21 protein-coding genes and 1 tRNA gene are annotated in these 26,998 nt (G+C 74.3%); 3 read left to right on the top strand and 19 right to left on the bottom strand.

What is annotated here, in order from left to right; all coding sequences use genetic code 11:
• Positions 1-7 precede the first annotated feature (7 nt).
• From CRP29_RS03045 to CRP29_RS03100, 12 genes are all read right to left on the bottom strand, one after another.
• Positions 8-730: a polysaccharide deacetylase family protein gene (locus CRP29_RS03045; protein WP_217991430.1), complete on the bottom strand. Its 723-nt coding sequence runs from the start codon at positions 728-730 to the stop codon at positions 8-10.
• Positions 727-1,734 carry a glycosyltransferase family 2 protein gene (locus CRP29_RS03050; RefSeq protein WP_217991431.1) on the bottom strand — a complete coding sequence of 336 codons (1,008 nt, stop codon included), beginning with the start codon at positions 1,732-1,734 and terminating at the stop codon, positions 727-729. Before CRP29_RS03050 ends, CRP29_RS03045 begins: the two co-directional genes overlap by 4 nt.
• A gap of 12 nt (positions 1,735-1,746) precedes the next feature.
• Positions 1,747-2,736, bottom strand: a complete 990-nt coding sequence (locus tag CRP29_RS03055; protein WP_176522806.1) for a glycosyltransferase family 2 protein — start codon at positions 2,734-2,736, stop codon at positions 1,747-1,749.
• A gap of 28 nt (positions 2,737-2,764) precedes the next feature.
• Complete coding sequence (locus tag CRP29_RS03060) at positions 2,765-7,918, bottom strand: PKD domain-containing protein (protein WP_097193555.1); 5,154 nt, start codon at positions 7,916-7,918, stop codon at positions 2,765-2,767.
• Between the two features lie 228 nt (positions 7,919-8,146).
• Complete coding sequence (locus CRP29_RS03065) at positions 8,147-8,818, bottom strand: hypothetical protein (protein ID WP_097193556.1); 672 nt, start codon at positions 8,816-8,818, stop codon at positions 8,147-8,149.
• Positions 8,815-10,062, bottom strand: a complete 1,248-nt coding sequence (locus tag CRP29_RS03070; RefSeq protein ID WP_097193557.1) for a DUF1972 domain-containing protein — start codon at positions 10,060-10,062, stop codon at positions 8,815-8,817. Before CRP29_RS03070 ends, CRP29_RS03065 begins: the two co-directional genes overlap by 4 nt.
• Before the next feature lie 153 nt (positions 10,063-10,215).
• A complete protein-coding gene (locus CRP29_RS03075) occupies positions 10,216-11,706 on the bottom strand; it encodes a sugar transferase (protein WP_245852358.1) in 1,491 nt (496 codons plus the stop codon).
• Positions 11,707-11,905: 199 nt separating this feature from the next.
• Entirely contained in the window at positions 11,906-12,469 is a 564-nt protein-coding gene (gene pth, locus CRP29_RS03080; protein WP_245852359.1) for an aminoacyl-tRNA hydrolase, read from the bottom strand.
• Positions 12,470-12,561: 92 nt separating this feature from the next.
• Positions 12,562-13,257, bottom strand: a complete 696-nt coding sequence (locus CRP29_RS03085; RefSeq protein ID WP_097193559.1) for a 50S ribosomal protein L25/general stress protein Ctc — start codon at positions 13,255-13,257, stop codon at positions 12,562-12,564.
• Between the two features lie 345 nt (positions 13,258-13,602).
• Complete coding sequence (locus tag CRP29_RS03090; protein WP_097193560.1) at positions 13,603-14,583, bottom strand: ribose-phosphate diphosphokinase; 981 nt, start codon at positions 14,581-14,583, stop codon at positions 13,603-13,605.
• The gene (gene glmU, locus CRP29_RS03095) at positions 14,580-16,097 is read right to left on the bottom strand and encodes a bifunctional UDP-N-acetylglucosamine diphosphorylase/glucosamine-1-phosphate N-acetyltransferase GlmU (RefSeq protein WP_245852361.1); all 1,518 of its coding nucleotides are present in this window, start codon (positions 16,095-16,097) and stop codon (positions 14,580-14,582) included. Before glmU ends, CRP29_RS03090 begins: the two co-directional genes overlap by 4 nt.
• A 30-nt stretch (positions 16,098-16,127) precedes the next feature.
• Positions 16,128-16,200, bottom strand: a tRNA-Gln gene (locus CRP29_RS03100).
• A 235-nt stretch (positions 16,201-16,435) separates the two neighbouring features.
• Between CRP29_RS03100 and CRP29_RS03105 the strand changes: the two genes are divergently transcribed.
• On the top strand, positions 16,436-17,419 hold the full coding sequence (locus CRP29_RS03105) for an acyl-CoA desaturase (protein ID WP_097193561.1): 984 nt from the start codon (positions 16,436-16,438) through the stop codon (positions 17,417-17,419).
• A gap of 77 nt (positions 17,420-17,496) precedes the next feature.
• Positions 17,497-18,105 carry a TetR/AcrR family transcriptional regulator gene (locus tag CRP29_RS03110; protein ID WP_097194068.1) on the top strand — a complete coding sequence of 203 codons (609 nt, stop codon included), beginning with the start codon at positions 17,497-17,499 and terminating at the stop codon, positions 18,103-18,105.
• A gap of 7 nt (positions 18,106-18,112) precedes the next feature.
• On the opposite strand, the gene CRP29_RS03115 is transcribed toward CRP29_RS03110, so the two are convergent.
• The 7 genes from CRP29_RS03115 to CRP29_RS03145 all read right to left on the bottom strand — a co-directional run bounded on the left by CRP29_RS03115 (position 18,113) and on the right by CRP29_RS03145 (position 25,649).
• Positions 18,113-19,045 carry a 4-(cytidine 5'-diphospho)-2-C-methyl-D-erythritol kinase gene (locus tag CRP29_RS03115; RefSeq protein WP_097193562.1) on the bottom strand — a complete coding sequence of 311 codons (933 nt, stop codon included), beginning with the start codon at positions 19,043-19,045 and terminating at the stop codon, positions 18,113-18,115.
• Entirely contained in the window at positions 19,042-19,962 is a 921-nt protein-coding gene (rsmA, locus tag CRP29_RS03120; protein WP_101541075.1) for a 16S rRNA (adenine(1518)-N(6)/adenine(1519)-N(6))-dimethyltransferase RsmA, read from the bottom strand. The genes CRP29_RS03115 and rsmA overlap by 4 nt, the downstream gene beginning before the upstream one ends.
• Positions 19,919-21,010, bottom strand: coding sequence for a resuscitation-promoting factor (locus tag CRP29_RS03125; RefSeq protein WP_097193563.1), 1,092 nt, complete (start codon positions 21,008-21,010; stop codon positions 19,919-19,921). Before CRP29_RS03125 ends, rsmA begins: the two co-directional genes overlap by 44 nt.
• A gap of 362 nt (positions 21,011-21,372) precedes the next feature.
• The gene (locus tag CRP29_RS03130) at positions 21,373-22,212 is read right to left on the bottom strand and encodes a hypothetical protein (RefSeq protein WP_097193564.1); all 840 of its coding nucleotides are present in this window, start codon (positions 22,210-22,212) and stop codon (positions 21,373-21,375) included.
• Between the two features lie 57 nt (positions 22,213-22,269).
• The gene (locus CRP29_RS03135) at positions 22,270-23,154 is read right to left on the bottom strand and encodes a TatD family hydrolase (protein ID WP_097193565.1); all 885 of its coding nucleotides are present in this window, start codon (positions 23,152-23,154) and stop codon (positions 22,270-22,272) included.
• Complete coding sequence (metG, locus tag CRP29_RS03140) at positions 23,151-24,947, bottom strand: methionine--tRNA ligase (protein ID WP_097193566.1); 1,797 nt, start codon at positions 24,945-24,947, stop codon at positions 23,151-23,153. Before metG ends, CRP29_RS03135 begins: the two co-directional genes overlap by 4 nt.
• 48 nt (positions 24,948-24,995) lie before the next feature.
• The gene (locus CRP29_RS03145) at positions 24,996-25,649 is read right to left on the bottom strand and encodes a hypothetical protein (RefSeq protein ID WP_097193567.1); all 654 of its coding nucleotides are present in this window, start codon (positions 25,647-25,649) and stop codon (positions 24,996-24,998) included.
• Between the two features lie 177 nt (positions 25,650-25,826).
• Here CRP29_RS03145 and corA point away from each other — a divergent pair, with 177 nt between their 5' ends.
• Entirely contained in the window at positions 25,827-26,966 is a 1,140-nt protein-coding gene (corA, locus tag CRP29_RS03150; protein ID WP_097193568.1) for a magnesium/cobalt transporter CorA, read from the top strand.
• The last annotated feature ends 32 nt before the right edge of the window (positions 26,967-26,998 follow it).

A 26,998-nucleotide genomic window follows, 5' to 3' on the forward strand; every position in this document is an offset into this window, starting at 1 on the left:
CGCCGGGTCAGCGGAGGAAGCGGGCCTCGCGGACGGCGGTACCGGCCTGCAGTGCCTCGTCCAGCGAGCACCCGCGCAGCCCGTCGGCCGCGTAGCCGGCCAGGACCTCGGTGATCAGCCGCCCCCGGTCGAGCACCGGCGCGGGCCCGTCGGAGGCGCCGTCCTCCGCGGTGGCGAAGCCGTCGTGGGCCAGCACGATGGCGCCCGGGTGCACGCCCTCCCGGGCCTTGGCCAGCCGCACGTCGTGCGGCACGTCCCGCCAGTCCCAGGTGGTCGGCCCCCACAGCACGGGCACGAGCCCGGCCCCGGTGACCGCCCGCCAGCTGCCCAGGGTCTGCCGGCCGTAGGGCGGCCGGTGCCACCGGACGGCACGGCCCGCGGCGTCCTCCAGCTCGGCCCGGCCTGCGCGCATCGCGGCGGCGACCTCGGCCGTGGGCACCTCCGGCAGGGCCCGGTGGTCCATCCCGTGCAGTCCCACCTCGTGGCCGGCGGCGACGATCTCGTCGAACAGCTGCCGGTACCGGCGCACCCGGCCGACCAGCACGAAGAAGGTCGCCGTCGCACCGGCGTCCGCCAGCGCGCCGAGCACGCGGTCGGTGCCGCCCGGCTCCGGTCCGTCGTCGAACGTCAGGACCACGCGGGCCTCCGGCGTGCGCACCCGCACGACCGAGCCGGCCACGGGGCCGGCCGCACGGCGGGCAGCCGTGAGCACCGTCCGGCGGCCGATCACGCGGCGACCCGGCCCAGACGCCATCGACGGCCGGTCCGGGCGTACTCCTCGTAGACGACGCCGACCGCGCCGCCGACCATGCCGGCGCCGCGGAACAGCGCCCGGGCGCCGCGCGCCTGGTGGCGCGGCGATCGCACGGCGAGGCCCAGTGCCCAGCGCGCGGCGCCGCCGCCGACGCGGAGCACCCCCCGCCCGAGGCCCAGGGCGCGCACGCGCAGCCGCGCGGCACCACCGGGAGCGAGCCGCAGCTCCGTCAGCACCGTCGCGTTGCCGTGGCTCCACGCCCGGGTGAGCACCCAGCGGCGGGTCATGCGCTCGGCGGGCACGCGGTCGTACACCGCCGATTCGTCGCACCACACCATGCGCCCGCCCGCCCGCGCGAGGGACCTGCTGAAGAGGGTGTCCTCGCCTCCGGCGAGGCCGAGCGACGACTGGAACCGGGTCCCGGCGGCGCGCACCTGGTCGAGGTCGAGGAGCAGGTTCCCGGTGGCCGCGACGTCGATGGCGGTGCCGGTGGGCAGTTGCCGGCGCACGAAGAAGCGGCCGGCCTCGATCCAGGGGTCCACCGGGGCGGTGTACTCGGCGAGGACCCGTCCGGACACGGCTGCGGCGGAGGAGTCCTCCCAGGTGCCGACGAGCGCGGCGAGCCACCCGTCGCGGGGCCGCTCGTCGTCGTCGATGAACGCCAGCAACCGGGAGTCCGCCGCCTCGTCGAGTGCGCGGTCGCGGACCGCGGCGATGCCCGGACGCGCCTCGGTCACGTACCGCACCCCGGGCAGCCCGGCGACGACGGCGGCGGCGCTGCCCGTCGGGTCGTTGTCGACGACGAGGACCTCCGCGCAGTACCGGCCGCCGGCGGTCACCTCGGCTGCCTGCTCGAGGAGGCGGGGCAGGAGGTCGGCCAGGTCGGCCGGGCGGCGGAAGGTCGGCACGGCGACCGTGATCCGCACTCCGCCCGCGTCGGGCAGGCCAGGGATCGACGGCGACGCGGTCGTGGCGGTCACCCGCTCATCACATCACCGGGGAGCCGGCGTGCGCCTCACCCGTTGGGGCTGGGGTGAGGGCCGCCCGACCAGCGCGACCAGCGCGATCCCGACGCCCTGCAGCGTCCCCCGGACCACCGCGAGCAGCGGCCGGGGCGACTGCACGAGCTGCCGCCGGCCCCCGCGGAGCAGGATCTCCCAGCTGACCCGCGGCGTGCGGAGCAGCCAGCCCAGCAGTTGTCGCCGCGGCAGGTTGCGGGCCGCGAAGACCAGCCGGTTGCGGCAGTTGTACCGGTAGTAGAGGTCGGACTTGGCGTCGCCGGTGCGTTCCCCCTGCGTGCCGCCCTCGTCGTGCACGGCGACCAAGTCGGAGCGGACGGCGAGAGTTCCGCCCGCGGCCAGCGCCCGGTGGCTGAGGTCGACGTCCTCCCAGTAGAGGAAGTAGTCCTCGTCGTACCCGCCGATGCGGTCCAGCATCTCGGCGGAGACGACCAGGCAGGCGCCGGTCAGCCATTCCTCGACGGGCCCGCGGGACCGGGTGGGACTGTGCGCCGCCCCCGTGCGGCCGTCGCGCAGGCCGAGCGTCGACCCGGCGAACACGGTGGCTCCGGTCGAGTCCACGATCCGCGGGGCGATCACGGCGAGCGGGTCGGCGGTGCTCGCCCGGCGCAGCTCGTCCAGCACCTCGGGCGTGGCCGAGGCGTCGGGGTTGAGGCAGCAGAAGGTCGTGCAGCCGAGTGTCCGGGCCCGGGCGAAGCCGGCGTTGCTGGCCGCGCCGAACCCCCGGTTGTCCGGGAGCGCGACGAGGTCCCAGCCGCGCTCGGCGGCCAGCGCGGTGACCGCGGCTCGCTCCTCGTCGGTGCTGTGGTTGTCCACCACGACGACCCGGACGTCGGGGCCGAGGGGACCGGCGGCTGCCAGGTTCTGGCGGAGCAGGGCGCTGGAGCCGTAGTTGACGACCACGACGCCCAGCACCCCCGGACCACCGCGGGAGGCGGCGGGCCGGGGGTGCTGGATGGTCACCGGCACACGCTAACGGTGCGGGTCGGCGTCACTGCGCAGCCGGCGCCGTGCCCGACTCGCCGATCCAGAGCTGCTCGACCCGGACCGGGACGGCCGAGGTCGCGGTGCCCGACACGTACTGCTGGACCGCGAACGATCCGGCCCGCTGCAGCGCGGCCGTGCTGTCGGTCCGGGAGAGGTCCCAGGCCGCCGGCTCGATCGTGCCGGCCTTCCACGCCTTGACCTTGAGGGCCGTCGTCGTGGTGCCGCTGACGTCGAACCGGACGTTCAGCGTCGTCCCGGCCTGGTAGCCGCCCCTGAGCGCGTAGCCGTCCAGGATGGTGTCCTGGTCGTTCACCGTGCGGATCAGCATGATCTCCACCTGGCCGTCGGCCCGGAACCGCAGCTTCACCGAGTAGTCTGTGGTGCCGCTGCTGCGCGAGGCGAGGCTCACGTACACGCCGCCGCCCGTGGGAACCTGCGGCAGGGTCAGCCCCACCTGGACCGCGCTGTCCAGGAGGGACAGCTCGCCGAAGGTGGCGGTGGTGGTCTGACCGGCCGGGCCCGTCAGCAGCCCCGCGCCGTCGGCGACGGAGGCGTTCGCCGGTGCCCCGGCGAGGACCCAGGCGCCACCGATGTCCGCCGTGCCCCAGCCGCCGGTGACCGCGCGGTCGAAGGCGTCGGCCGCGAGCGGCGTCCCCGCGGGCGGGGGCGTCGGCGCGGTGACGGTCACCGAGCGGGTGGTGGTGCCGGTCAGGCCGGCGGCGTCGGTGACGGTCAGCCGGACGGTGTAGGTACCCGCCGCGGTGTACGTCCGCGACGCGGTGGCACCCGTGCCGGTGGTGCCGTCACCGAAGTCCCACGCGTAGCCGGTCACCGCGGCGTCGTCGGTCGACGACGAGCCGTCCACGGCCACGGTCAGCCCCGAGGGGACCGCCGTGAACGCGGCCACCGGAGCCTGGTTCGCCGGCGGGTCCGTCCCCGGCTCGGGCTCGGGCTCGGGCTCGGGCTCGGGCTGCGGCTCGGGCTGCGGGTCCGGCTGCGTCACCGAGGTGCCGGCCGGGTCGACCCGCAGGTCGTCGACGCGGACGGTGGTGGCCGCCGTCGCGCTGCCGGACGTGTAGATGTCCAGCCGGACCCCACCGGGGCGCTGCAGGGCAGCCGTGCTGTCGGTCCGCGAGAGATCCCAGGCCGCCGGCTCGGCGGTACCGGCCTTCCACACCTTGACCTGGACGGTCGTCGGCGCGGTGCCGCTGGTCTCCAACCGCACGTTCAGCGACGTGCCGGCGCTGTAGCCGCCGGCCAGCAGGTAGCCGCCGAGGATGACGTCCTCGTCGTTCACCGTGCGCATGAGCATGACCTCGACCTGGCCGTCTGCCCGGAAGCGCAGCTTGGCCCGGTAGTCGGTCAGCCCGACGTTCTGGGAGGCCAGGCTCACGTACGTGCCACCGCCGGTGGTCAGCGCCGGCAGCGTGAGCGTCGCCTGCACGGCCACGTCGGTCCGGCTGACCCCGGCCAGGGTCGCCGCGGCGCTCTGACCCGCACCGCCCACCAGGCGCCCGGTGCCCGCGGTGACCGACGTCGAACCCGACGTCGTCCACGCCCCGCCGACCTCGGCGGTGCCCCAGCCGGAAGTGACCTCCCGGCCGAACGTGTCGGCCGCGATCGGCGTCCCCGCGGGCGGGGGCGTCGGCGCGGTGACGGTCACCGAGCGGGTGGTGGTGCCGGTCAGGCCGGCGGCGTCGGTGACGGTCAGCCGGACGGTGTAGGTGCCCGCCGCGGTGTAGGTGTGCGACGCGGCGACCCCGGTCGCGGTCGCGCCGTCGCCGAAGTCCCACACGTGGCCCGCGACACCGGCGTCGTCGGTCGACGCGGAGCCGTCCACGGTCGCGGTCAGCTGCGACGTCGTCGCGGTGAACGCGGCGACGGGCGCCTCGTTCGGCACCACGACGACCGTGCCGGCCGGCTCGACCCGCAGGTCGTCGACGCGGACGGTGGTGGCCGCCGTCGCGCTGCCGGTGGTGTAGATGTCCAGCCGGACCCCACCGGGGCGCTGCAGGGCAGCCGTGCTGTCGGTCCGGGAGAGATCCCAGGCCGCCGGCTCGGCGGTGCCGGCCTTCCACACCTTGACCTGGACGGTCGTCGGCGCGGTGCCGCTGGTCTCCAGCCGCACGTTCAGCGACGTGCCGGCGCTGTAGCCGCCGGCCAGCAGGTAGCCGCCGAGGATGACGTCCTCGTCGTTCACCGTGCGCATGAGCATGACCTCGACCTGGCCGTCGGCGCGGAAGCGCAGCTTGGCCCGGTAGTCGGTCAGCCCGACGTTCTGACTCGCCAGGCTCACGTACGTGCCACCGCCGGTGGTCAGCGCCGGCAGCGTGAGCGTCGCCTGCACAGCCACGTCGGTCCGGCTGACCCCGGCCAGGGTCGCCGCGGCGCTCTGACCCGCACCGGCCACCAGGCGCCCGGTGCCGGCGGTGACCGACGTCGAGCCCGACGTCGTCCACGCCCCGCCGCGCTCGGCGGTGCCCCAGCCGGAGGGAACCTCCCGGCCGAAGGTGTCGGCCGCGATGGACCCCGCGCCGGTGGGCGGCGCGCTGGCCGTCACCGAGCGGGTGGTGGTGGCGGTGAGCCCGCCGGCGTCGGTGACGGTCAGCCGGACGGTGTAGGTGCCCGCCGCGGTGTAGGTGTGCGACGCGGTGGCACCCGTGCCGGTGGTGCCGTCACCGAAGTCCCACGCGTAGGTCAGCGGTGCGTCCTCGGGGTCGGTCGAGCCGGTGCCGTCCACGCGGGCGGTCAGGTCGGTGACCTGGGAGGTGAACGACGCCGCCGGGGCCAGGTTCTGCCCGCGGCCGAGCGCGGAGTGGCTCGACACCTGCTGGGCGGTCAGGGCGACCGGGTACACGGCGACCTCGTCGATGGCGCCGGCGAACCACGCACCGCCGGACCAGGACGTATCGCCACCGACGCGCCAGTACCCGTTGTACGCCTGCGCCCGGAAGGAACCGGTGCGCGACCCGACCTGCGTGCCGTCGACGTACATGGCCAGGCCGCTGGAGCTCATCGTGGCGACGACGTGGTGCCACGTGCCGTCGTTGTAGCTGCCCGGAGAGGAGACCACCGTCTCGGCGCCGGTGTAGATGCCGAAGTTCAGGCGTCCCGCGGTGTCCATGTAGACGTGGCGGTCGTAGTTCGTGCTCTGCCCGGTGGTGCGGTCGCCGAAGCCGACGATCTTGCCTCCGTTGCGCGACGTCGTCTTGAACCAGGCCTCGACGCTGAACGTCTGCGGGCCGGCGACCGGCGTACCGGTGGACGCCGTGCCGGTCGACGTGCCGCTGAAGGTCGCCGCGCGGTTCGCGTCGCCCTGGATCGCGCCGGCCGTGCCGCGGGTCACGCCGCTGGAGGCGGTGAGGTCACCCGTACCGGCGTAGTCGTACGCGATGCCGCCCGAGGGCTCGCCGAGGTACCAGTGGTTGGTGGCGCCGTCGGCCATGACCGCCTGCGCGTAGCGGCGGGGCGTGCTGCTGCTGCCGGCCGGCACCGTGCCGGTGACCCAGGCCGAGGCGAGCTGGTTGCCCGACGCATCGGCCATGGTCACCTGCCAGCGGTGCTCGCCTGCCGAGGCCCCGGTGTCGGTGCAGCCGTAGGTCGGCAGCTTCCACCAGCGGGAGGGCCGGGTGACCTCGCAGACCGGCGTGGAGGTGTTGGTGTCCCGGTAGACCCGGTAGGTGAGGTTCTCGTTGTCCCGATCGGCCACCGCGGGCCAGGTCACCCGGACCCCGCCGGGCAGCATGGTGGGGGTCACGGTGAAGGGCGCGAAGCTCTGCGGCCCGACCTTGCCCGGCGCGAGGGGACGCACGGCGAACCGCACCAGGCCCTGCTGACCGGAGCCGTTCACGGAGGGGAACTCGCCGCCGTAGACGACGTAGTCACCGTTCCCGGCGACCGACCAGCCGGCCTGGAACTGCCCGGTGAAGGTGCCGCCCTGGAAGGTGGGGTTCCAGGCGAGGAAGGTCGGCGCGGGCTGGCCGACCAGCTGGTTGTTGGTCGACCTGTTGTTGATCCACGGGCTGACGCGCTGGACGGTCCCGGTCGGTGCCGCCGAGACGGCCTGGGCGTAGTCGTGGTAGCGGGGGGTCTGCTCCCCGAAGGCGCCGATGTTCGCGCAGTCGTGGGCGTGCGAGGAGGTGTACACGACCTCGGTCGTGGCGTAGGCCGAGTAGTGGTCGCCGCGGCAGTCGGCGAACCAGACCGCCGCGCCGCCGTCCGCGCGGGCGGCGAAGGTGCCCTCGAGGTTGCCCGGGCCGCCGTAGTCGTAGCCGGTGCCGTAGACGACGCCGTTCGCGGTCGCGAGGCTCATGATCGCGGAGTCCGGCCCCTGGTTCTTCAGGAGCGCGCTCACGGCGAACGGCTTCGTCGCGCCGGTGGTGGCGTCGAGAGCGCCCACGCCGGTCGCCGCCGAGCCGTTCAGCGTGGCGAAGCGGCCGGCGACGACGACCTGGTTGGTGCCGGCGAGGACCATCGCCAGCACGACGTTGCTGGTCCCGCCGGGCTGGGGTGCCCACGCCAGGAGGGCGCCGTCGGTCGGGCTGACGGCGGCCAGGCGGTTGCGCGGCACGGAACCGACCGCGGTCACCGTGCCGCCGAAGTACACGGCGTTGCTGGACACCGCGAGGGCCGAGACCTGCCCGGACACGGCCGGGCGGAAGTCGGGCACGAGCTGCCCGGTGGCGGTGTCGAACGCCGCGATCCGTGACCGGACCGCCCCGTTCACGCGGCCGAAGTCGCCGCCGACGTAGAGCCGGGAGCCGTTCGGGGAGGCGGCGAGGGAGATCACCTGCCCGTCGAGCGTCGGCGCGAAGGAGGTGATCAGCTCGCCGGTGCGGATGTCGTACGCCAGCAGGTTGCTGCGCGGGGTCTCCGCCGTGCCCGCCGGGGAGCCGGCCGGCCGCGCGGTGCTGAAGTTGCCGCCCACGTAGACCGTGTTGCCGACCACGACCTGGGTCCAGGCGACACCGTTGATCTGCACGGTCGGCAGCGCGTCGGCGGTCACCGTGGTGGGCGTCGACGGTTCCGTGGGTGCGAGGGGCGCCCAGTCGGCACGTGCCGTGGCCGGGAACACCCCACCGAGGACTCCCATCAGGAGCAGGGCCGCGAGCAGCCCCGCCGTGAGTGTCTTCGATGTGGCAACCGTGCGTGCTGACATGACGTGTTCCCCCGTGTGTCGCGCCGTGCGCATGACCGTCCTGCGGCCAGACGAGCGAACACTAAGCGTGACGAGAGGGGCACAGGCATCCCCCGATGCGGTGACAACGGCGCAGAAACCGCAAGATTTACCCCGGTCCCGTCACCGTGGGTGACGCCGAACACGTCCACAGACCGACAGCAGGGCCCCAGGCGTTCGCCTGGGGCCCTGCTGGGTTGGGGCTGAGGATCAGGGGGCGGAGCCGCTGAACACCAGGAAGGGAGCACCGGCTCGGTACCCGACGGAGACCGACACGATCCGACGGTCGTCGGCCGGGACGCTGAAGACGTACACGCCCTGGGCCGAAGCGCCCGGCTCCAGTGAGCCACCGAAGGGGGCCCGCGAGGGGTCGTCCAGCGGCGAGGCCGGCACCGCATCGGATCCGTGGGTGAGCTCGACCGCCACCCCGTCCAGCGGCACCGCCTCAGCGGTCCCGTTCGTCAGCCGCACCGTCACCCGTAGCGCCGGGCCGGCGATGTTGCCCCGGCCGACACCGGTCCCGTCGATGGCCTCGACCGACACGAGCGAGCCCGTGACGCCGTCGCCGGTCTCGGCCGGCGCGTCCAGCGCGACGGCAGGGAGGTTCGGCGGACGTTCGTCGGTGGGCGCGGTCTGCCCGGCCGGAGCGCTCTCCACCGGCGGGGCAGGGATCTCGGGTCCGTCCAGCGACGGCTCGTCGTCCGGCGCGGCCGTCGGCGCCGCGGCGGCACGGCTGCCTGCGTCGTCGTCACCGCCGGTGAGGACCAGCACGAGTGCCACGAGGGCGGCTGCCACCAGCGCCGCCGCCGCGAGCAGCAGCCGCCGGCGCGGGGTACCCAGGAGCGCCGTGTCGCGTTCGGTCCCGCCGTCCGGGCGGCTCACTGCTGCGCCGCCGGGCGCTGCTCCGGCAGCCCGCGCTGCACCTGGGTGGGCAGGACCCGCACGTTGTCCGGCAACGGCGTCGCCGTCGACCGCATCGGTGGCATCCCGGCGTCGGTCGGCAGACGCCGTCCGCTGGGCCGGCGGTCCGGGAACTCGCGGCGGGCCAGGTCCAGCGCCAGCTTCTCGTAGCCGGTCGCGACGGTGTCCCAGTCGTACTTCGCGGCCAGCTGGCGGGCGCGGCGCCCGGCGGACCGGATCCGCCGGGGTTCCGCCTCGGCGGCGTCCACCAGGCGGGCGACGTCCGCCGGGCTGACGAAGTAGCGGCCGGCCTCGGCCACCACCTCGCGGTTGAAGTCCACGTCGTAGGCCAGCACGGCCGCGCCGGCGCCGATGGCGCGCAGCAGGGAGGGGTTCGTGCCGCCGACCGAGTGGCCGTGCAGGTAGGTGTAGGCGTGGGCGTACAGCTGGTCGAGCTGCACCTGGTCCCAGACGCCGCCGAGGAAGCGCACGCGGTCGTCGGCCACGGCGTGCACCCGCGCGGTGTAGTCGTCGGAGTAGGGCGCGGAGCCGACCACGACCAGCGGCTTGGTCGCGTTGCTCCGGGCGAAGCCCTCGACGATCACGTCGACGTGGTTCTCCGGCTCGAAGCGGGCGACGGCGAGGTGGTACTCCCCCGGAGCCAGGCCCAGCTCGGCGAGGCGGTCGGAGCCCGGCTCGATCAGGGGCGCACCGTAGGTGAGCAGCGTCGTCGGGGCGCCGAACTCGCGCCGGTAGTAGTCGGCGATGCCGACCGCGTCGGCGATCAGCGCGTCGGACCAGCGCACGGCCATGGACTCGGCGGCGCGGTAGTACCGCTGGCCGACCGGGCCCCACTTGGCGCGCTTCCACTCCAGGCCGTCCACGTGCGTGGCGACCGGGATGCGGGCGGCGCGCAGCGCCGGCAGCAGGGGCGCGTTCGCGGCGTTGAAGACGATCGCGGCGTCGGTGCGATGGCCCAGCAGGTGGCCGACGGAGAGCGCCGAGTGGCTGAGCGTCTCCAGGGCGCGCTTGTGCGCGGCAGGCAGGTGGACCAGCTCCATGCCCAGGTGGTGCGTGGGGCGGTCGGTCTCCCCCCGGGCGGTCCGGCAGTAGACGACGACCCGGTGACCGCGGTCGGCCAGCCGCCGGCCGACCTCCTCCACGGCGGTCTCGAAGCCGCCGTACCGGGCCGGCACACCTCGTGTGCCCAGCATGGCGATGCGCATCGTGGGTCCGTCCGTTCGCTCGTCCGCGACCGGGGATGCGGCCGCTCCGGCACGTGATTCCGTACCGCGGATCAAGGATCGGCGCGCCGAGGCGTCCGGAACCGGATCCGGCGGACGCCGTCCCCCGTGGGGGTGACCTCCGGAAGGGGTGGGTCAGTAGGCCCCGGAGGAGCTCAGGACGGCGCGGGCGGTCTTCCAGAGGATCAGGAGGTCCAGGGCCAGCGACCAGTTCTCCACGTACCGGAGGTCGAGGCGGACGGCCTCCTCCCACGGCAGGTCGCTGCGGCCGGAGATCTGCCACAGGCCGGTGAGGCCGGGCTTCACCAGCAGCCGGCGGCTGACGGAGGCGTCGTACCGGGCGACCTCGCCCGGCAGCGGCGGGCGCGGGCCCACGAGCGCCATGGTGCCGGCCAGGACGTTGATCAGCTGCGGCAACTCGTCCAGCGACAGCCGGCGCAACCAGCGGCCGACCGGGGTCACCCGGGGGTCGTTGCGCATCTTGAACAGCAGGCCGTCGGAGATGTTGTCCGCCCGGATGTCGTCCAGGCGCTGATCGGCGTCGACGACCATGCTGCGGAACTTGAGCATCGTGAAGGCGCGGCCGTTGATGCCGATCCGCTCCTGCCGGTAGAGCGCCGGCCCGTTGCTGGTCAGCCGGACCGCGAGCGCGATCCCGAGGAGCACCGGGGACAGCACGACCAGGGCCAGCCCCGCGGCACAGCGGTCGACGGCGCCCTTGACCATGCGCCGCCAGCCCTCGAAGCGGGGCTGCTCGACCGAGAGCAGGGGCAGGCCCTCGAACGGGCGGATGTGCAGGCGAGGGCCGGCGACCTCGATCAGGCCGGGGGCGACCAGCAGCTCGACGCCGCTGCCCTCGAGCCGCCAGGAGAGCTGGCGCAGGTACTGCGCGGCGGTCTCGCTGGCCGAGGTCACCGCGATGGTGTCCGCGCCGAGCCGGGAGGCCATGGACACCACGTCGTCCAGACCCTCGACCGGCACGTCCACCAGGCCGGCGACGCGGGAGCGGTCGGCGGGGGTCACGCAGAGGCCGACGACGTCGAGCCCGGCGTAGCTCTCCCGGCGCACCCGGTCGGCCAGCTCCATGACCGCTCCGCCACGGCCGACGACGATGACGCGCTTGTTGCACCGGCCACGGGCGCGCAGCCTGCGGAGGTGGCAGCGCGCCGCGTAGCGCCCGACCAGCGTGGTGACGGTGAGGGCGGGGACGCCGACGACGACCAGGGCACGGCTGAGGTCCAGGTCGGCGGCGTAGGAGACGAAGCCGGCGACGGCCAGCAGGATGAGGCCGGCGCGGCCGACGGTGCGGTACTCGTCGCTGCCGGTGCCGAAGACCCGCTCGGCGTGCGCGCCGCAGGCCCAGAGCAGCAGCGGCCAGGCCGGCACGAGCGCGACGGCGGCCCAGAACAGGGAGGGCGCCGGCGGCAGGCCCTCGGGGCGGGTCAGCACCACGCCGGCGCCGATGACCGCCGCGGCGAGGGCCTCGAAGGCGGCCAGCGCGAGGGCGTAGGTGCGGACCCACGACGCGGTGACGCCCAGCGCCGGTGCCGGCTGCGTCGTCGCTCCGGCGCGCGGCGCCGGGATCATGTCCAGACCGCTGCTCAACGCCTGCTTGTCCACCAGCACGTGTGCTCCCCCGTTACGCATTGTTATCGGGTCGACACGCGAGGGATGAGGCCGTCAGGCCATCGAACAGGACGTTCTCCCCCGAGTGCAGTCCTCGATGCCGGAGCAACCCTCACAGTCCGTGACCGTCGCGGTCAACACGGACGGCCTGCCTTCACCCTTTCGGGAGGGAGGGCGGCAGACGACAGCGGAGAGTGACCTAGCTGCGGGGGTGGACGTCGTTCTGCGCGGCCTCCAGGCCGCGCGCGAGCAGCAGCTCGGTGGCGTCCGCCGCCTCGACGAGCAGGAGGTCGAGCTCCTTGCGCTCCATCGAGGAGAAGTCCTTGAGCACGTAGTCCGCGGGATCCTGGCGGCCCGGAGGGCGGCCGATGCCGACCCGCACGCGGAGGTAGTCCTTGGTGCCGGTGGAGCGGGTGATCGACCGCAGGCCGTTGTGCCCACCCTCGCCGCCACCGCGCTTGAGCCGCAGGACCGCGAAGTCGATGTCGAGCTCGTCGTGCACGACGACGAGGTCGGTCGCCGGCAGCTTGTGGTAGTCGAGCAGGCTGCGCACGGGGCCGCCGGACTCGTTCATGTAGCTGAGCGGCCGGGCGAGGACCACGCGGCGGCCGGCCAGCCGGCCCTCGCCGGCGAGCGCGCGCGAGCGGGCGCCCTTGCCGGGCGAGAGGCGGATACCGGCCCGCTCGGCGAGCACGTCGAGCACCATCGCGCCGACGTTGTGCCGGTTGCCGGCATAGCCCGGCCCGGGGTTGCCCAGCCCCACGACGAGGAAGGGCCCCTCGCTGGGGGCGGACGCCGCAGGGGCGCCGGCGGTGCCGGCGCCCCCGCGGGTCGTGCTGTCGGTCAGCGGATGCCTCAGTTGTCCGCGGACTTCTCGGCCGAGTCCATCGACTCGCCGCTGCCCTGGTCCTGCGGCTCCGGGACGACGTCGCCGTCGGCGTCGGACTCCTCGCGCTCGATGCCGGCCTCGGCCTCGGCCTCGGCGAGCTCGGCCTCCAGCGCCTCGGCGGTCGGGGCGCCCAGGAAGCCGATGACCATGGCCTCCGGGTCGGTGATCAGCGTCGAGCCCGAGGGCAGGACGAGGTCGCCGGCGGTGATGTTCTGGCCGGCGGCGCGACCGGTGATGTCGACCTCGATGCTGTCGGGCAGCTTCGTGGCGTCGGCCTCGATCGAGACGGTGTTGAGCTGGTGGTTCGGGATCGAGTCGGGAGCGGGCTCGCCGACGATCACGATCGGCACCTCGACCGTGGTCTTCTCGCCACGGCGGACGAGCAGCAGGTCGGCGTGCTTGTGCTGGCGGGTCAGCGGGTCGCGCTGGATGGCCTTGGTCAGCGCGAGCTGCTCCTTGCCGTCCAGGACGACGGTCAGCAGGACGTTGCCGCCACCGTTGCGCAGGGCCGCGGCGAACTCGCGGGCCGGCAGCGACAGGTGGACGACGTCCTGGCCGTGCCCGTAGAGGACGGCGGGGACGCGGCCGGCGCGGCGGGTGCGGCGAGCGCTGCCCTTGCCGAACTCGGTGCGGGTCTCGGCTTCGAGCCGGAAGTCAGCCACGGTGATGTGCTCCTCTGGAGGTGGATCAGGTCTGCGGGCCGGCGCCGACGCAGCACACCTCAGGAGGCAGGCACGTCGATCACGGAGCGGAAAGCTCCCTCGCCGGGCAACGGGAGAGACGATACGCGACCCAGCCGAGGGTCCGGCCGAGCGGGGGCCCGGAGGGTCCCCCGAGGACGGACGGGCGAGCAACGCCGCGAAGCGGGTCCCGCCGAGCGGGGGGCCGGAGGCCCCCCGAGGTGGGACGGGAACGCGCTCGTCTCAGCTGGGGGACGGCTCCTGGCCGCGGTGCGGTCCGGAGGACCGCAGTGTCATGGCCGCGGTTGGAGCGCGGAGCGCGACAGATCAACTAGCGCCGTCGAAGAGGCTCGTCACCGAGCCGTCCTCGAAGACCTCCTTGATCGCCCGGCCGAGCAGCGGGGCGATGGAGAGGACGGTGAGCTTGTCGAAGCGGCGCGCGTCCTCGATCGGCAGCGTGTTGGTGACGACGACCTCGCTGATCTTGCTGTTCGACAGCCGCTCGACGGCGGGGCCGGACAGCACGCCGTGCGTCGCGGCGACGATCACGTCGGCGGCACCGGCCTCGAAGAGCGTCTCGGCGGCCTTCACGATCGTGCCGCCGGTGTCGATCATGTCGTCGACCAGGATGCAGACCCGTCCCTCGACCTCGCCGACGACGCGGTTGGCGACGACCTCGTTGGCGACCAGCGGGTCGCGGGTCTTGTGGATGAAGGCCAGCGGGGTGCCGCCGAGCTTGTCGCTCCACCGCTCGGAGACGCGCACCCGGCCGGAGTCGGGCGAGACGACGGTGATGTCGCGGCCGCCCCAGCGCTCCTTGACGTGGTTGATCAGCAGGTCGAGGGCGAAGAGGTGGTCGACCGGGCCGTCGAAGAAGCCCTGGATCTGCGCGGTGTGCAGGTCGACGGTCATCAGCCGGTCGGCGCCGGCGACCTTGAACATGTCCGCGACGAGGCGGGCCGAGATCGGCTCGCGGCCGCGGTGCTTCTTGTCCTGACGGGCGTAGGGGAAGAACGGCGCGACGACGGTGATCCGCTTGGCCGAGGCGCGCTTGAGCGCGTCGACCATGATCAGCTGCTCCATGAGCCAGGTGTTGATCGGCGCCGTGTGGCTCTGCACCACGAAGGCGTCGCAGCCGCGCACCGACTCCTCGAACCGCACGAACAGCTCGCCGTTGGCGAACTCGTAGGCAGCGGTCGGGGTGGGGGTCACCCCGAGGTGCCCGGCGATCTCGTCCGTGAGCTCGGGGTACGCCCGGCCGGAGAAGAGCATCAGGCTCTTGTTGGTGGTCTGCCGGATGGCGCTCATCGAGTCAGCTGTCCCTCGTCGTCGTCGTGCACCCCGAGATCCCCGGGGGCATCCGCCCGCTGCTCGGCGGCCGCGGCGGCCTCCGCGGCGGGGGTCCCCGGCCGTCGGCGCCGGACCCAGCCTGCCACATTTCGCTGGGGCCCCCGCGCCACGCCCATGGCGCCCGGGGGGACGTCGCTGGTGATGACCGACCCGGCCGCGGTGTAGGCGCCGTCGCCGATGGTGACCGGCGCCACGAGCATCGTGTCCGAGCCGATCCGGGCGTGGTCCCCGACGGTCGTGCGGTGCTTGGCGACGCCGTCGTAGTTGACGAACACGGTGGCCGCACCGATGTTCGAGCCGCGGCCGATGGTGGCGTCGCCGACGTAGGAGAGGTGCGGGATCTTCGACCCCTCCCCCACCTCGACGTTCTTGGTCTCCACGAACCCGCCCACCTTGCTGCCGCGGGCCAGCCGCGTGCCCGGGCGCAGGTAGCTGAACGGGCCGACGGTCGCCTCCGGCCCGATCACCGCGCCGAGGCAGTGCGAGCGCAGGACGGTGGCCCCGGCCTCCACGGTGCAGTCGACCAGGGTGCTGTCCGGTCCCACCACGGCGCCGGAGGCGACCGTCGTGCTGCCGAGGAGCTGGGTGCCCGGCTGGAGGACGGCGTCGGGCCCGGCGGTCGCGGTGACGTCGACCCAGGTGGTCTGCGGGTCGATCACCGTCACGCCGGCGCGCATCAGGTCGTCGAGCACGCGGTCGTTGAGCGTGCGCCGCCGCTCGGCCAGCTCCCGGCGGTCGTTGCAGCCCAGGACGTCGTCGGGGTCGTCGGCGCGCACGGCGGCGGTCGGGGCGCCCTCCCCGACCAGCGGCGCCAGGGCGTCGGTGAGGTACTGCTCGCCCTGCGAGTTCGCCGTGCCGACGCCGGCCAGCACGCGGCGCAGCGTCGCGGCGTCGGCGACGTAGACGCCGGCGTTCACCTCGCGGATCGCCCGCTGCTCCGCCGTCGCGTCGCGCTCCTCCACGATGGCCTGCGGGGCCCCGCTGCCGTCCCGGACGATGCGGCCCAGCCCGGTGGGGTCGTCGACCTCGGCGGTGAGGACGGTGAAGACGCTGCCGGCGGCGTCGTGAGCCGCCACCAGCGCGGTGAGCGTGCGGGTGGTCAGCAGCGGCGAGTCCCCGTTGACCACGAGGACCGAGCCGTCGAGGTCGGGGACGGCGGTCAGCGCCACCTCTGCCGCGTGTCCCGACCCCAGCTGCTGCTCCTGCACGACCGCCAGGGCGCCGGGGGCGATCTCGCCGAGGTGCGCCTCGACCTGGTCCCGGCCCGCACCGACGACGACGACCGTCGTGCCGGCCGACAGCGGCGCGGCCGCCGCCAGGACGTGCCCCAGCAGGCTGCGGCCCCCGAGGGTGTGCAGCACCTTCGGGGTCGACGAGCGCATGCGGGTGCCCTGGCCGGCGGCCAGGACGACGACGGCAGCGACGGCCGGCGTCGCGGCGGATTCGGACGACGATGATTCCTGCGGGGCCACGGATCTCCTCCGACGGTGACGGCACGACTGCTGGGGGACTCGGACTCGAACCGAGACTGCACGGCTCCAAAGGCCGGCGGGCTGCCGATTACCCCATCCCCCACCCGCGGCGCCGTCGGACGGCGTCGCGCAGGTGCCCGTGCGGACCGGCACCCGGGGCGAGCCTAAGCGCCGGGCCCGGCGCCAGGGCGGCGGCCGGCGCCCGTGCCGTGCGTCCGGAGCGCCTCCCGCCCGGTTCGCGGATGCGCCTACGGTGCCGTAGGTTTTCTCGCACGTAGCCCGGAGCACGCCGGTTCAGACCGCGCCCGAGGCGAAGTCCACACAGCACAGGAGTCCCTTTGTCAGCTCCCGCACTCACCCGGCCCACGGCTCCGCCCCGCGCCGAGCCCTACGCCGGGTTGCCGGACAACGCCATCGGCCGGCGCAAGAGCACGCTCGAGATCGTCACGCTGTACGTGATCGTGCTGGTGCCGTTCCTCGCCCTGGCCGCCGTCGTCCCCGCGGTGTGGGGCTGGGGCATCTCCTGGCTGGACGTCGGCCTCGCCGTCGGCTTCTACTACCTCTCCCTGCTCGGCGTGACCGTCGGCTACCACCGGCACTTCACGCACGCCTCGTTCAAGGGCAAGCGCCCCCTGCGCCTCGGCCTGGCCGTCGCCGGCTCGATGGCGATCCAGGGCCCGGTCAACCAGTGGGTGGCCGACCACCGCCGGCACCACGCCTTCGCCGACCGGGCGGGCGACCCGCACAGCCCCTGGCGCTACGGCACGGACCTGCGCTCGCTGCTCAAGGGCATGTTCCACGCCCACCTGGGCTGGCTGTTCGACCGCCGCAAGACCAACCAGGAGCGCTACGCCCCCGACCTGCTCAAGGACCGCGGCCTGGTGTTCGTCAGCAGGACGTTCGTCGTGTGGGCCTTCCTCAGCCTGGCGATGCCCGCCGTCCTCGGCGGGCTCATCACCGGCAGCTGGGCCGGCGCCTGGTCGGCGTTCTTCTGGGCCGGTCTGGTCCGCGCGGCCCTGCTGCACCACGTCACCTGGTCGATCAACTCCGTCTGCCACGTCGTGGGCAACCGGCCGTTCGCGTCCCGCGACCGGGCCACGAACTTCTGGCCGCTGGCGATCCTCAGCGGCGGCGAGTCCTGGCACAACCTGCACCACGCCGACCCGACATGCGCCCGGCACGGGGTGCTGCGCGGCCAGATCGACATCAGCGCTCGGGTGATCTGGGTGTTCGAGAAGCTCGGCTGGGCCTCGCACGTCAAGTGGCCCGACCCGGTGCGCCTGGCCGCCAAGCGCCGCGTCGAGGCCCCGGCCGCGTCCTGAGCACCGACCCCGGCCCCGCGCTCGAGGGGAACCCCGAGCGCGGGCCGGGCACGGACGGCGCCCGGGCCCGGGTGCGCATGACCGGCGCGCAGCGGCGCGAGCAGCTCATCGACGTCGCCCGCGAGCTGTTCGGCCGGCGCGGGTACGGCGCCACCTCGATCGAGGAGATCGCGGCGCACGCGCACGTCAGCAAGCCCGTCGTCTACGAGCACTTCGGCGGCAAGGAGGGCATCCACGCCGTCGTCGTCGACCGCGAGATGCAGCTGCTGCTCGGCCGGTTCACCGCTGCCCTGTCCGACCCGGGGCACCCCCGCGAGCTGCTGCAGCGCGCCGCCCTGGTCCTGCTCGAGTACATCGAGTCCGACACCGACGGCTTCCTCGTCCTCACCCGCGACGCGCCGGTCACCAGCGGGGTGGGGGGCTACTCGTCGCTGATCGGCGAGGTGGCGCGCAAGGTCGAGCACATCCTCGGCGGGCACTTCGGCGCCCGCGGGTACGACCCGCGCCTCGCCGAGCTCTACAGCCAGGCGCTGGTCGGCATGGTCGCGCTGGTGGGCCAGTGGTGGCTGGACACCCGGACGCCGGACAAGCGGGTCGTCGCCGCGCACCTGGTGAACCTGGCCTACAACGGCCTGTCCCACCTGGACCCCTCGCCCGACCTGCTGGACGGGCCCCGCACCGACTGAGCGCCCGTCAGACCAGCCGTGCGCCGGGAACGGGTCCGGTGACCACCCGGACGGTGCGGAAGACGCCCTCGCCGGCCAGGGAGGCCGCCAGGCGGACCGCGGCCGTCTCGTCCTCCGCCAGCGCGGCGACCGTCGGGCCCGAGCCGCTGACGACAGCGCCCAGGGCGCCCGCGGACGTCGCCGCCCCCAGCGCCCGCCGCAGCTCCGGCCGCAGCGCGAGCGCGGGGGCCTGCAGGTCGTTCGCCAGCGCCGTCGCCAGCCCCGAGGCCGGGCCGCTGCGCAGCGCGCCGATCACCGGCTCGGCCGGGAGCAGCTCCTCGCCGTCGGGCAGCAGCCCCGCCGCCCGGAGCCGGTCGAGCTCCGCGTACACCGACGGCGTCGAGAGACCTTGGCCGGCGATGCCGAGGACCCAGTGCCACGCCCGGCCGGCCAGCACGGGGGCCAGCTGCTCGCCGCGTCCGGTGCCGAGCGCGACCCCGCCCAGCAGGCTGAACGGCACGTCGCTGCCCAGCCGGGCGGCCAGCTCCAGGAGGTCCGCCCGGTCCGCCCGCGTGCCCCAGAGCGCGTCGAGCGCCACCAGCGCGGCCGCGGCGTCGGCGCTGCCGCCGGCCAGCCCGGCCGCGGCGGGGATGGTCTTGGTGATCTCCAGGTGCGCGTCGGCGGGCACACCGGCGTGCTCGGCCAGCAGCTCGGCGGCGCGCCAGACCAGGTTCCGGCGGTCGGTCGGGACGGCGTCGGCCCCGGTGGCCGCGCCGGCGCCCTCGCCGCTGACGGCCAGGCTCAGCCCGTCCCCCTGCCGCGCGGTGACCGTGTCGAACAGCGAGACGGCGAGGTAGACCGTGCGCAGCTCGTGGAAGCCGTCGGCGCGCAGCGGCCCCACGGCCAGGTGTGCGTTGATCTTCGCCGGGGCGCGCGCGGTGCGGGCGCCGTCCGCGGTCACGGCTGCACCTCGTCGGTCGCCGCCAGCCGGGCGAAGTCGGTGACCGACAGCTGCTCGCCGCGGGTGGCCGGATCGATGCCGGCCGCCCGCAGCCGGATCTCCGCCGCGGCGGGGCTGCCGGCCCAGCGCGCCAGCGCCGCACGCAGACCCTTGCGGCGGGTGGCGAAGGCCGCGTCGATCGCGGCGAAGGTGGCCCGCCGGTCCCCCGGCGGTGGCGGACGACGGACCAGGGCGACCAGCCCGGAGTCGACGTTGGGCTCGGGCCAGAACACCCGCCGGCCGACGTTGCCGGCCCTGCGCACGTCGCCGTACCAGGCGGCCTTGACCGAGGGGACGCCGTAGGCCGCGCCACCCGGGGGCGCGGCCAGCCGCTCGGCCACCTCCGCCTGCACCAGGATCAGCGCCCGGTCCAGGGTGGGCAGCAGCTCGAGCAGGTTCAGCAGCACCGGGACGGCGATGTTGTAGGGCAGGTTGGCGACCAGCGCCGTGGGCGGCGGGCCGGGGAGCTCCTGGATGCGCAGCGCGTCGGCCTCGACGACGGTCAGCCGGTCGGCGAGATCGGGCCGCCGCTCGGCGACCGTCCGCGGCAACCGCTGAGCCATCCGCGGATCGATCTCGACGGCGACGACGGCGGCCGAGGCCGCGAGCAGGCCCAGGGTCAGCGACCCCAGCCCGGGCCCGACCTCCAGCACGACGTCGTCGGGTCGCAGGTCGGCGGTCCGCACGATCCGCCGGATCGTGTTGGCGTCGTGCAGGAAGTTCTGGCCCAGCTGCTTGGTGGGGCGCAGCTCGAGCTCCGCGGCCAGCTCGCGGATCGCGGCCGGGCCGAGGAGCCCGTCGGACTGCTCGGGGACGGTGCTCAGGGGACGCCGATCAGCCGAAGAGGCGCGGCCCGCAGTGCGGCCACTGGCCGGCACCGGAGCGCTGGTAGAGGAGCTGGGCCCGGTAGGTCTGCTCGTCCGGGCTGGCCTGCGACGGGAGGCCGGTCCCGCCGACGGACTGCCAGGTGCCGACCCCGAACTGGTACAGGCCGTGGTACTTGCCGGTGCTGCTGACCGCGTTGGGGCGACCGCCGGACTCGCAGGCCGCCAGAGCGCCCCAGTTGAGGCCGTCGGCAGCGGGGCTCGCGGTCGGGCGGGCCTTGGTGCCCACGGTGACCTGCTCGGTCACCGGCGCGCGGTCGACGGTCGTGCTCAGCGTCTCGCGGGCGGTCTCGACGCCGTCGGTGAGGGTGACGCGGTAGGTGACGGTCTGCTGGCCGTCGACGCCCGCCGTCGTGACCTTCTTCGTGCCGACGAGGGCCTCGGGGTCGGGCGTCTCGACGCGCTCGTGCGGCACGGCGACGGTCTCGGTGACGTCGCTGACGGTGACGCGGAAGACCTGCAGGCGCAGCTGCGAGGTGAGCGGCTGGGAGAGCTCGGTGCTGGCGCGGTCGGTCGGGCTCAGGACGATGCCCTGCTCGTCCAGGAGGTCGCCTGCGGTGGCGGCGGTCGTGGTCACGACGCGCTCCTGGCCGTCCACGACGAGGACGACGTCCTTGGGCGTGGTGACCTTGAGGCTCATGCCGTCCAGCGGCAGGCGCTCGCTGCGGCTCGCGGAGAGGACCAGGCCGTCGGCGCGGAGGCCGAGCTGCTCGAGCGCCTCGTCCACCGACAGGGCGGTCACGTAGATCTCCTGCTCGACGCCGTCGATGCTGAGCTTCAGCGGACGGGCGCGGGTGAGCACGATGGTGTCGCCGTCGGCCAGCGCCTCGTGGGCGGCCGGCAGGAGGACATCGTGGGCGGCCGGCTCCAGGCCTTCCTCGTCGAGCACCTCGGCCACGGTGTCGGCGTAGGTGCCGATCCGCTGGGCCTGCCCGTCGATGGTGAGGACGACGGACTTCTGGGCGATGAAGAACGCCAGCGTCCCGCCCACGAGTCCGAGCAGGACCAGGGCGAAGAGGCTGAAACGGAGCGAGCGGCGCACGGCACATCCAGGGGTCTCGAAACCCGGGCAGGAGGAGGGGGCACACCGCCGGTGGACGGCACGCCCGCTGCAGTCCGCATCCGGGTCGGCTGCTCGGCTGGAACCTGGGTTCCGGCCGGGCGCGCGCGGCCCGGGGCGTCCTCCACCCCGGCTGATCACGACACGATAACGAGCACGGTGTGTGGTGCAACGGTGCGAGACGAGTGAATCAGACCGTCGCCATGTCGCTATGTGGACGCGCCGACACGTTGAGTGACAGCCGTGCCGAGGTCAGCCACCCGGAGGCCACCCGCGCCTCGTCGACCCCGGTGAGCAAGGACACAGGGTGAACAGAGGCCGTTCGGCGCATCGACGGCGCCCGGTCAGCCCGCCAGCGCCCGCGCCCCGGCGCGCACCGGGCGCAGCCACGTCAGCAGGAACACCGCCACCGCCAGCCCGGCCACCAGCGCGCAGAACCCGCCGGCCACCAGAGCCACCGGGAGCAGGTCGAAGTGCTCGGTCACCCGGTCGCCCCGGTCGATCCCGGCGGTGAGCAGCAGCGCGCCCAGCGGCAGGAGCGCCAGCACGGTGGCCGCGGCCGAGACCAGGTGCGCCGACCAGGTGCGCAGCGCCTCGTCGACCGGCACGTCCGCCCCGGCCGCCGGCACCGGCCGGACGACCGCCCGCAGCAGCGCCAGCTCGGCCAGCACCCAGGCGACCGCGGGGACGGCGACGGCGGTCCAGCCGACGACCTCGCCCACCTCCCCGCCCGACCACAGCCAGGCCGCGACGGCGAGCTCCGCGACGACCACCAGGCGGGTCGCCCACACCAGCCCGCCGGAGACGAGTTCCGCCTGCCGGGGCCGGCGGTGCGGCTGCGCCACGGTCCAGCGCGGGCGGGGGCGGGTGACCTCGGCGAGCAGCACGCCGGCCAGCAGGCCCAGCGCCAGGGCCGGCACCCAGAGGAAGACCGACGACTCGCCCTGCAGCACGACCAGGCCGACGATCCCGGCGATGCCCAGGAGCAGGCCCACCCGGCGCCAGCGCCGGCCGTGGATCGCCTGGGCGGTCAGCGCGGCCGAGCCCTCGGCCGTCGGTTCGGCCAGCTCGACCGACCCGCCGGCCACCGCCCGCCGGTCCGCAGCGCGGGCCCAGGCACGGGCCAGCAGCACGCCCGGCACGAGCAGGGCGATGAACAGCACGACAGCGATGAGACGGCCCACGCTGCTGATTGTCGTCCTTCGGGCGACACCTCGGCCACGAGCCGGGTCTCCCTACGGCTACCAGGGGCCGAAGACCCGCTCCGCGTTCGCGGTCAGGACGTCGCAGAGCTCGGTCAGCTCGGTGCCGGTGACCTCGGCCAGGGCGCGCACGGTGTGCGGCACCAGCCGGGAGGCGTTGGGGCGGCCCCGGTGCGGCATCGGCGTCAGGAAGGGCGAGTCGGTCTCGACCAGGAGCTGGGCCGGCGGGGTGAGCGCGGCGGCCTCGCGGAGGTAGCCGGCGTTGCCGAAGGTCAGCGTCCCGGCGAAGGAGAGCACGAAGCCCCGCGCGACGCAGGCCTTCGCGAAGTCGGCGTCCCCGGAGAAGCAGTGGAAGACGGTGTGCTCGGGCGCACCCTCGTCGTCCAGCACGCGGAGGATCTCCTCGTGCGCGTCCCGGTCGTGGATGACCAGCGCGATGCCGTGCTCCTTGGCGATCCGGATGTGCGCCCGGAACGACGCCTCCTGGGCGTCCCAGCCCTCGGGCCCGGTGCGGAAGCGGTCGAGGCCGGTCTCCCCCACGGCCCGCACCCGCGGCAGCGCGGCGAGCCGGTCGATCTCGGCCAGCGTCTCGTCGGTGGCCCTCCCCTCACCCGCCTCGTTGGGGTGCAGCGCCACGGCGGCCAGCACGGCCGGGTGGCGCTCGGCCAGCGCGGCCGACCACCGCGACGAGGCGACGTCGACACCGACCTGGACCAGCCGGGTCACGTTCACCGCCGCGGCGGCCGCGATCTCGGCGTCGACGGCGGCGTCGGAGGCCCACTCGCCGTGCTCGTCGTCGGCCGGCCGCTCCCCCAGGACGATGTCGAGATGGGTGTGGCTGTCCAGCGCGGGCGCCGGCAGCGGTTCCGGCGACGGCGGCGGCTCACCGCGCCTGTTCGCGCGCGAGGAGGCCGACCGGCTCACGCAGAGCCCTCTTCGAGACGGGCGAGCTCCTCCTCGACCACCGAGTCGTCCAGCTTCTTGAAGATCGGCGTGGGCGCGCTCAGCGGGCTCCCGGACGGCAGCGGCCGGGAACCCCACGTCGCCGACGCACCGGCGTAGTCGCCGGTGATGATCGGGTACGGCGAGCCGTCGTCGAGGTCCGTGGTCTCCACGATCTGCGGAGCCGGCGACCACACCCCCTCACCTCCGAGCAGCTCGTGCACCTTCTGCGCCGAGTGCGGGAGGAACGGGGTGAGCAGCGCGTTGCAGTCGCTGATCGCCTGCAGGGCCGTGTGCAGCACGGTGTCCCGGCGGGCCGGGTCCTCCTTGAGCTTCCACGGCGCCTGGTCGGACAGGTACTTGTTGGCCTCGCCGACGACCCGCATCGCCTCGCCCGCCGCGGCCTTCTGCCGGTTGCGGCCCAGCAGGTCACCGATCGGCCCGAACGCCGCCGACGTCGAGGCCAGCAGCGCGCGGTCGGCGTCGGTCAGCTCGCCGGGGGTGGGGATCGCGCCGACGTTCTTGGCCGCCATCGACACCGTCCGGTTGACCAGGTTGCCCCAGCCCGCGACGAGCTCGTCGTTGTTGCGGCGGACGAACTCCGCCCAGGTGAAGTCGGTGTCCTGGTTCTCGGGGCCGGCGGCGGCGATGAAGTACCGCAGCGCGTCGGCGTCGTACCGGGCGAGGAAGTCGCGCACGTAGATGACGACGTTCCGCGAGGAGGAGAACTTGCGGCCCTCCATGGTGAGGAACTCGCTGGAGACCACCTCGGTCGGCAGGTTGAGCCGGCCGTAGGAGCCCGGCGTCCCGCCCTTGTCGCCCTCGCCGTTGTAACCGAGGAGCTGGGCGGGCCAGATCTCGGAGTGGAAGACGATGTTGTCCTTGCCCATGAAGTAGTAGGCATCGGCGTCCGGCGACTGCCACCACTGCCGCCAGGCCTCGGGGTCGCCGGAGCGACGGGCCCACTCGATCGACGCGGAGAGGTAGCCGACGACGGCGTCGAACCAGACGTAGATGCGCTTGTCGGGGCGGTCGCGCCAGCCGTCGAGCGGCACCGCGACGCCCCAGTCGATGTCCCGGGTGTAGCTGCGCGGCTTGAGGTCCTCGAGCAGGTTGACGCTGAAGTTCAGGACGTTGGAGCGCCAGTTCTTCCGCGTCCCCAGCCAGTCGCCGAGCGCGCGGGTGAACGCCGGCAGGTCGAGGAAGTAGTGCTCGCTCTCCACGAACTTCGGCGTCTCGCCGTTGATCTTGCTGACCGGGTTGATCAGGTCGGTCGGGTCGAGCTGGTTGCCGCAGTTGTCGCACTGGTCGCCGCGCGCCCCGTCGTACCCGCAGATCGGGCAGGTGCCCTCGATGTAGCGGTCGGGCAGGGTGCGGCCGGTCGACGGGCTGATCGCGCCGAGCGTCGTCTTCGGGAAGACGTAACCGTTCTTCAGCAGCCCCAGGAAGATCTCCTGGCTGACGGCGGCGTGGTTGACCGTCGTCGTCCGCGTGAACAGGTCGTAGCTCAGCCCGAGGGACTGCAGGTCGTCCACGATGATGCGGTTGTTGCGGTCGGCGATCTGCCGGGGCGTGACGCCCTCGGCGTCGGCGGCGACGGTGATGGGGGTGCCGTGCTCGTCGGTGCCGCTCACCATCAGCACCCGGTTGCCGTTCATCCGCTGGAAGCGGCTGAAGACGTCGGAGGGAACTCCGAAACCGGAGACGTGGCCGATGTGCCGCGGGCCGTTGGCGTAGGGCCAGGCGACCGCGGTCAGGATGTGGCGATCACTCACGGGTTCAACAGTACGGAGGCCCGTCCACCCGTTCCCGGGGCCGTCGGGTCAGGGCTGGTACACGGTCGTGGCGGCGGTCTCGCCGGTGCGCACCTGCTGGTCGACCGGGCCGAGCAGCGCGACCGCGCCGAGGGCCAGCCCGATGACGCCGAGGGTCGCCGTCGCCAGGACGCGGTGTGCCGCCGCCGGATCGGGACGACGCTCGACGGGGCGGGGACCGGCGGCCAGCCAGGCGACGACCGAGGGCGACCCGGCCAGCAGCAGCTTGCCCACGGGCACCGCCGTGGCGAGCAGGAGGAGCCCGGGCAGCGGGAGGGCGACCGGGACGAACACGGCGGCGACGCCGATCAGCGCGAGCAGGACCAGCTCTCCGACGGCGACCCCGACCAGCAGCCGGCGGCCGGAGCCGTCGATCACCGCGGCGCCGCTGCCCGCCGCGAGGACGATCCAGGCCGCGAGCACGAGCAGGGCGACCGCCAGCACCGGGCCGGCGGGGCGCGACGGCGCCGTGAGCAGCCCGTCCAGGCCGTGCAGCGCGACGGCGAGCAGGCCGACCGCCTCGACCATCGCGAGCAGGCCGGTGAGCAGCGCCGTCGTCGGTGGCCGGCGTCGCGCCGCCCCCGGCGCCGCGGTCCGGCGCACGGGGAGCACCAGCCGCGGACGCGCGAAGGTGTCGCGGACGTCGTAGACGCTGATCGCCACTGCGGGCCTCCCCTGACCGGTACGTGGGTGTCCCCGTCAGCTCGGCGCGCGGCGGGGCCGGCTGAAGGACCCTGAGCGCGGGTCCACCCGGACGGGTGAGCGGGTTCAGCCGACGGTGTCCACGACCGGGCGCGGGCATGCCTACGCTGCTGACGCCCGGCCCCGAGGAGATGCCCGATGAGCAGCGCCGACACGTCGTCCACGCCCTCGACCCCGCCGCTGCCCGACCGCGCCGCCGCACCCCCCGTCGCGCCGGACGGCCCGCCCGGCCCCCGTCCCCGCACGGCCGGCCGGGAGCCGCGGATGTCGACCCGCCGCGACGGGACGCCCGCCGTCGTCGACTGCGCCGTCTACGTCGACGGCCTGCGCCAGGACCTGGTCGAGCCGGAGGAGGCGCTCCGGACCGCCCGGGAGAGCGGCGGCTTCGTGTGGCTCGGGCTGTACGAGCCGGCGGAGGACGAGCTCGGGGCGCTGGCCGGGCACTACGGCCTGCACCCGCTGGCCGTCGAGGACGCCGTCTTCGCCCACCAGCGGCCCAAGCTCGAGCGCTACGACGACGGGCTGTTCATGGTGCTGAAGACGGCGACCTACGTGGCGCACGAGGAGCTGACCGCGACCAGCGAGGTGGTCGAGACCGGCGAGGTGATGGTCTTCGTCGGGACCGACTACGTGATCACCGTGCGCCACGGGGACCACGGCGAGCTCAGCGAGCTGCGGCACCGGCTCGAGGAGCAGCGCGAGCTGCTGCGCCTGGGCCCCGCCGCGGTCCTGTACGCCGTCGCCGACCACGTCGTGGACGCCTTCGTCGACGTCGCGGGGGACGTGGAGGACGACGTCGACGAGCTCGAGGCCTCCGTCTTCAGCCCGTCGCGCACCGACGACATCGGCCGGCTGTACCAGCTGAAGCGCGAGCTGATGGCGCTGCGGCGGGCGGTCTTCCCGCTGGAGGTGCCGCTGCAGAAGCTGACCGAGCGGCAGATCGACGTCGTCCCGGAGGCGATGCGCTCCTACTTCCGCGACGTGCTCGACCACGCGATCCGGGTGCGCGACCAGGTCGCCGGGCTCGACGAGCTGCTCACCTCGATCCTGCAGGCGTCACTGGCCCGCACCTCGATGGCCGACAACGAGGACATGCGCAAGATCTCGGCGTGGGCCGGCATCATCGCCGTCCCCACCGCGATCGCCGGGATCTACGGGATGAACTTCGAGCACATGCCGGAGCTGGGCGCGAGACACGGCTACCCGGTCGTGCTGCTGGTGATCCTCGCCGCCTGCCTCCTCCTGTACCGCGGCTTCAAGCGCAACGGCTGGCTCTGACCCGCACCGAGTGCGCGCTCCGCGTCGTTCTC

The sequence above is a fragment of the Blastococcus aggregatus genome (assembly GCF_900221005.1).
GTDB classification, from domain to species: domain Bacteria; phylum Actinomycetota; class Actinomycetes; order Mycobacteriales; family Geodermatophilaceae; genus Blastococcus; species Blastococcus aggregatus.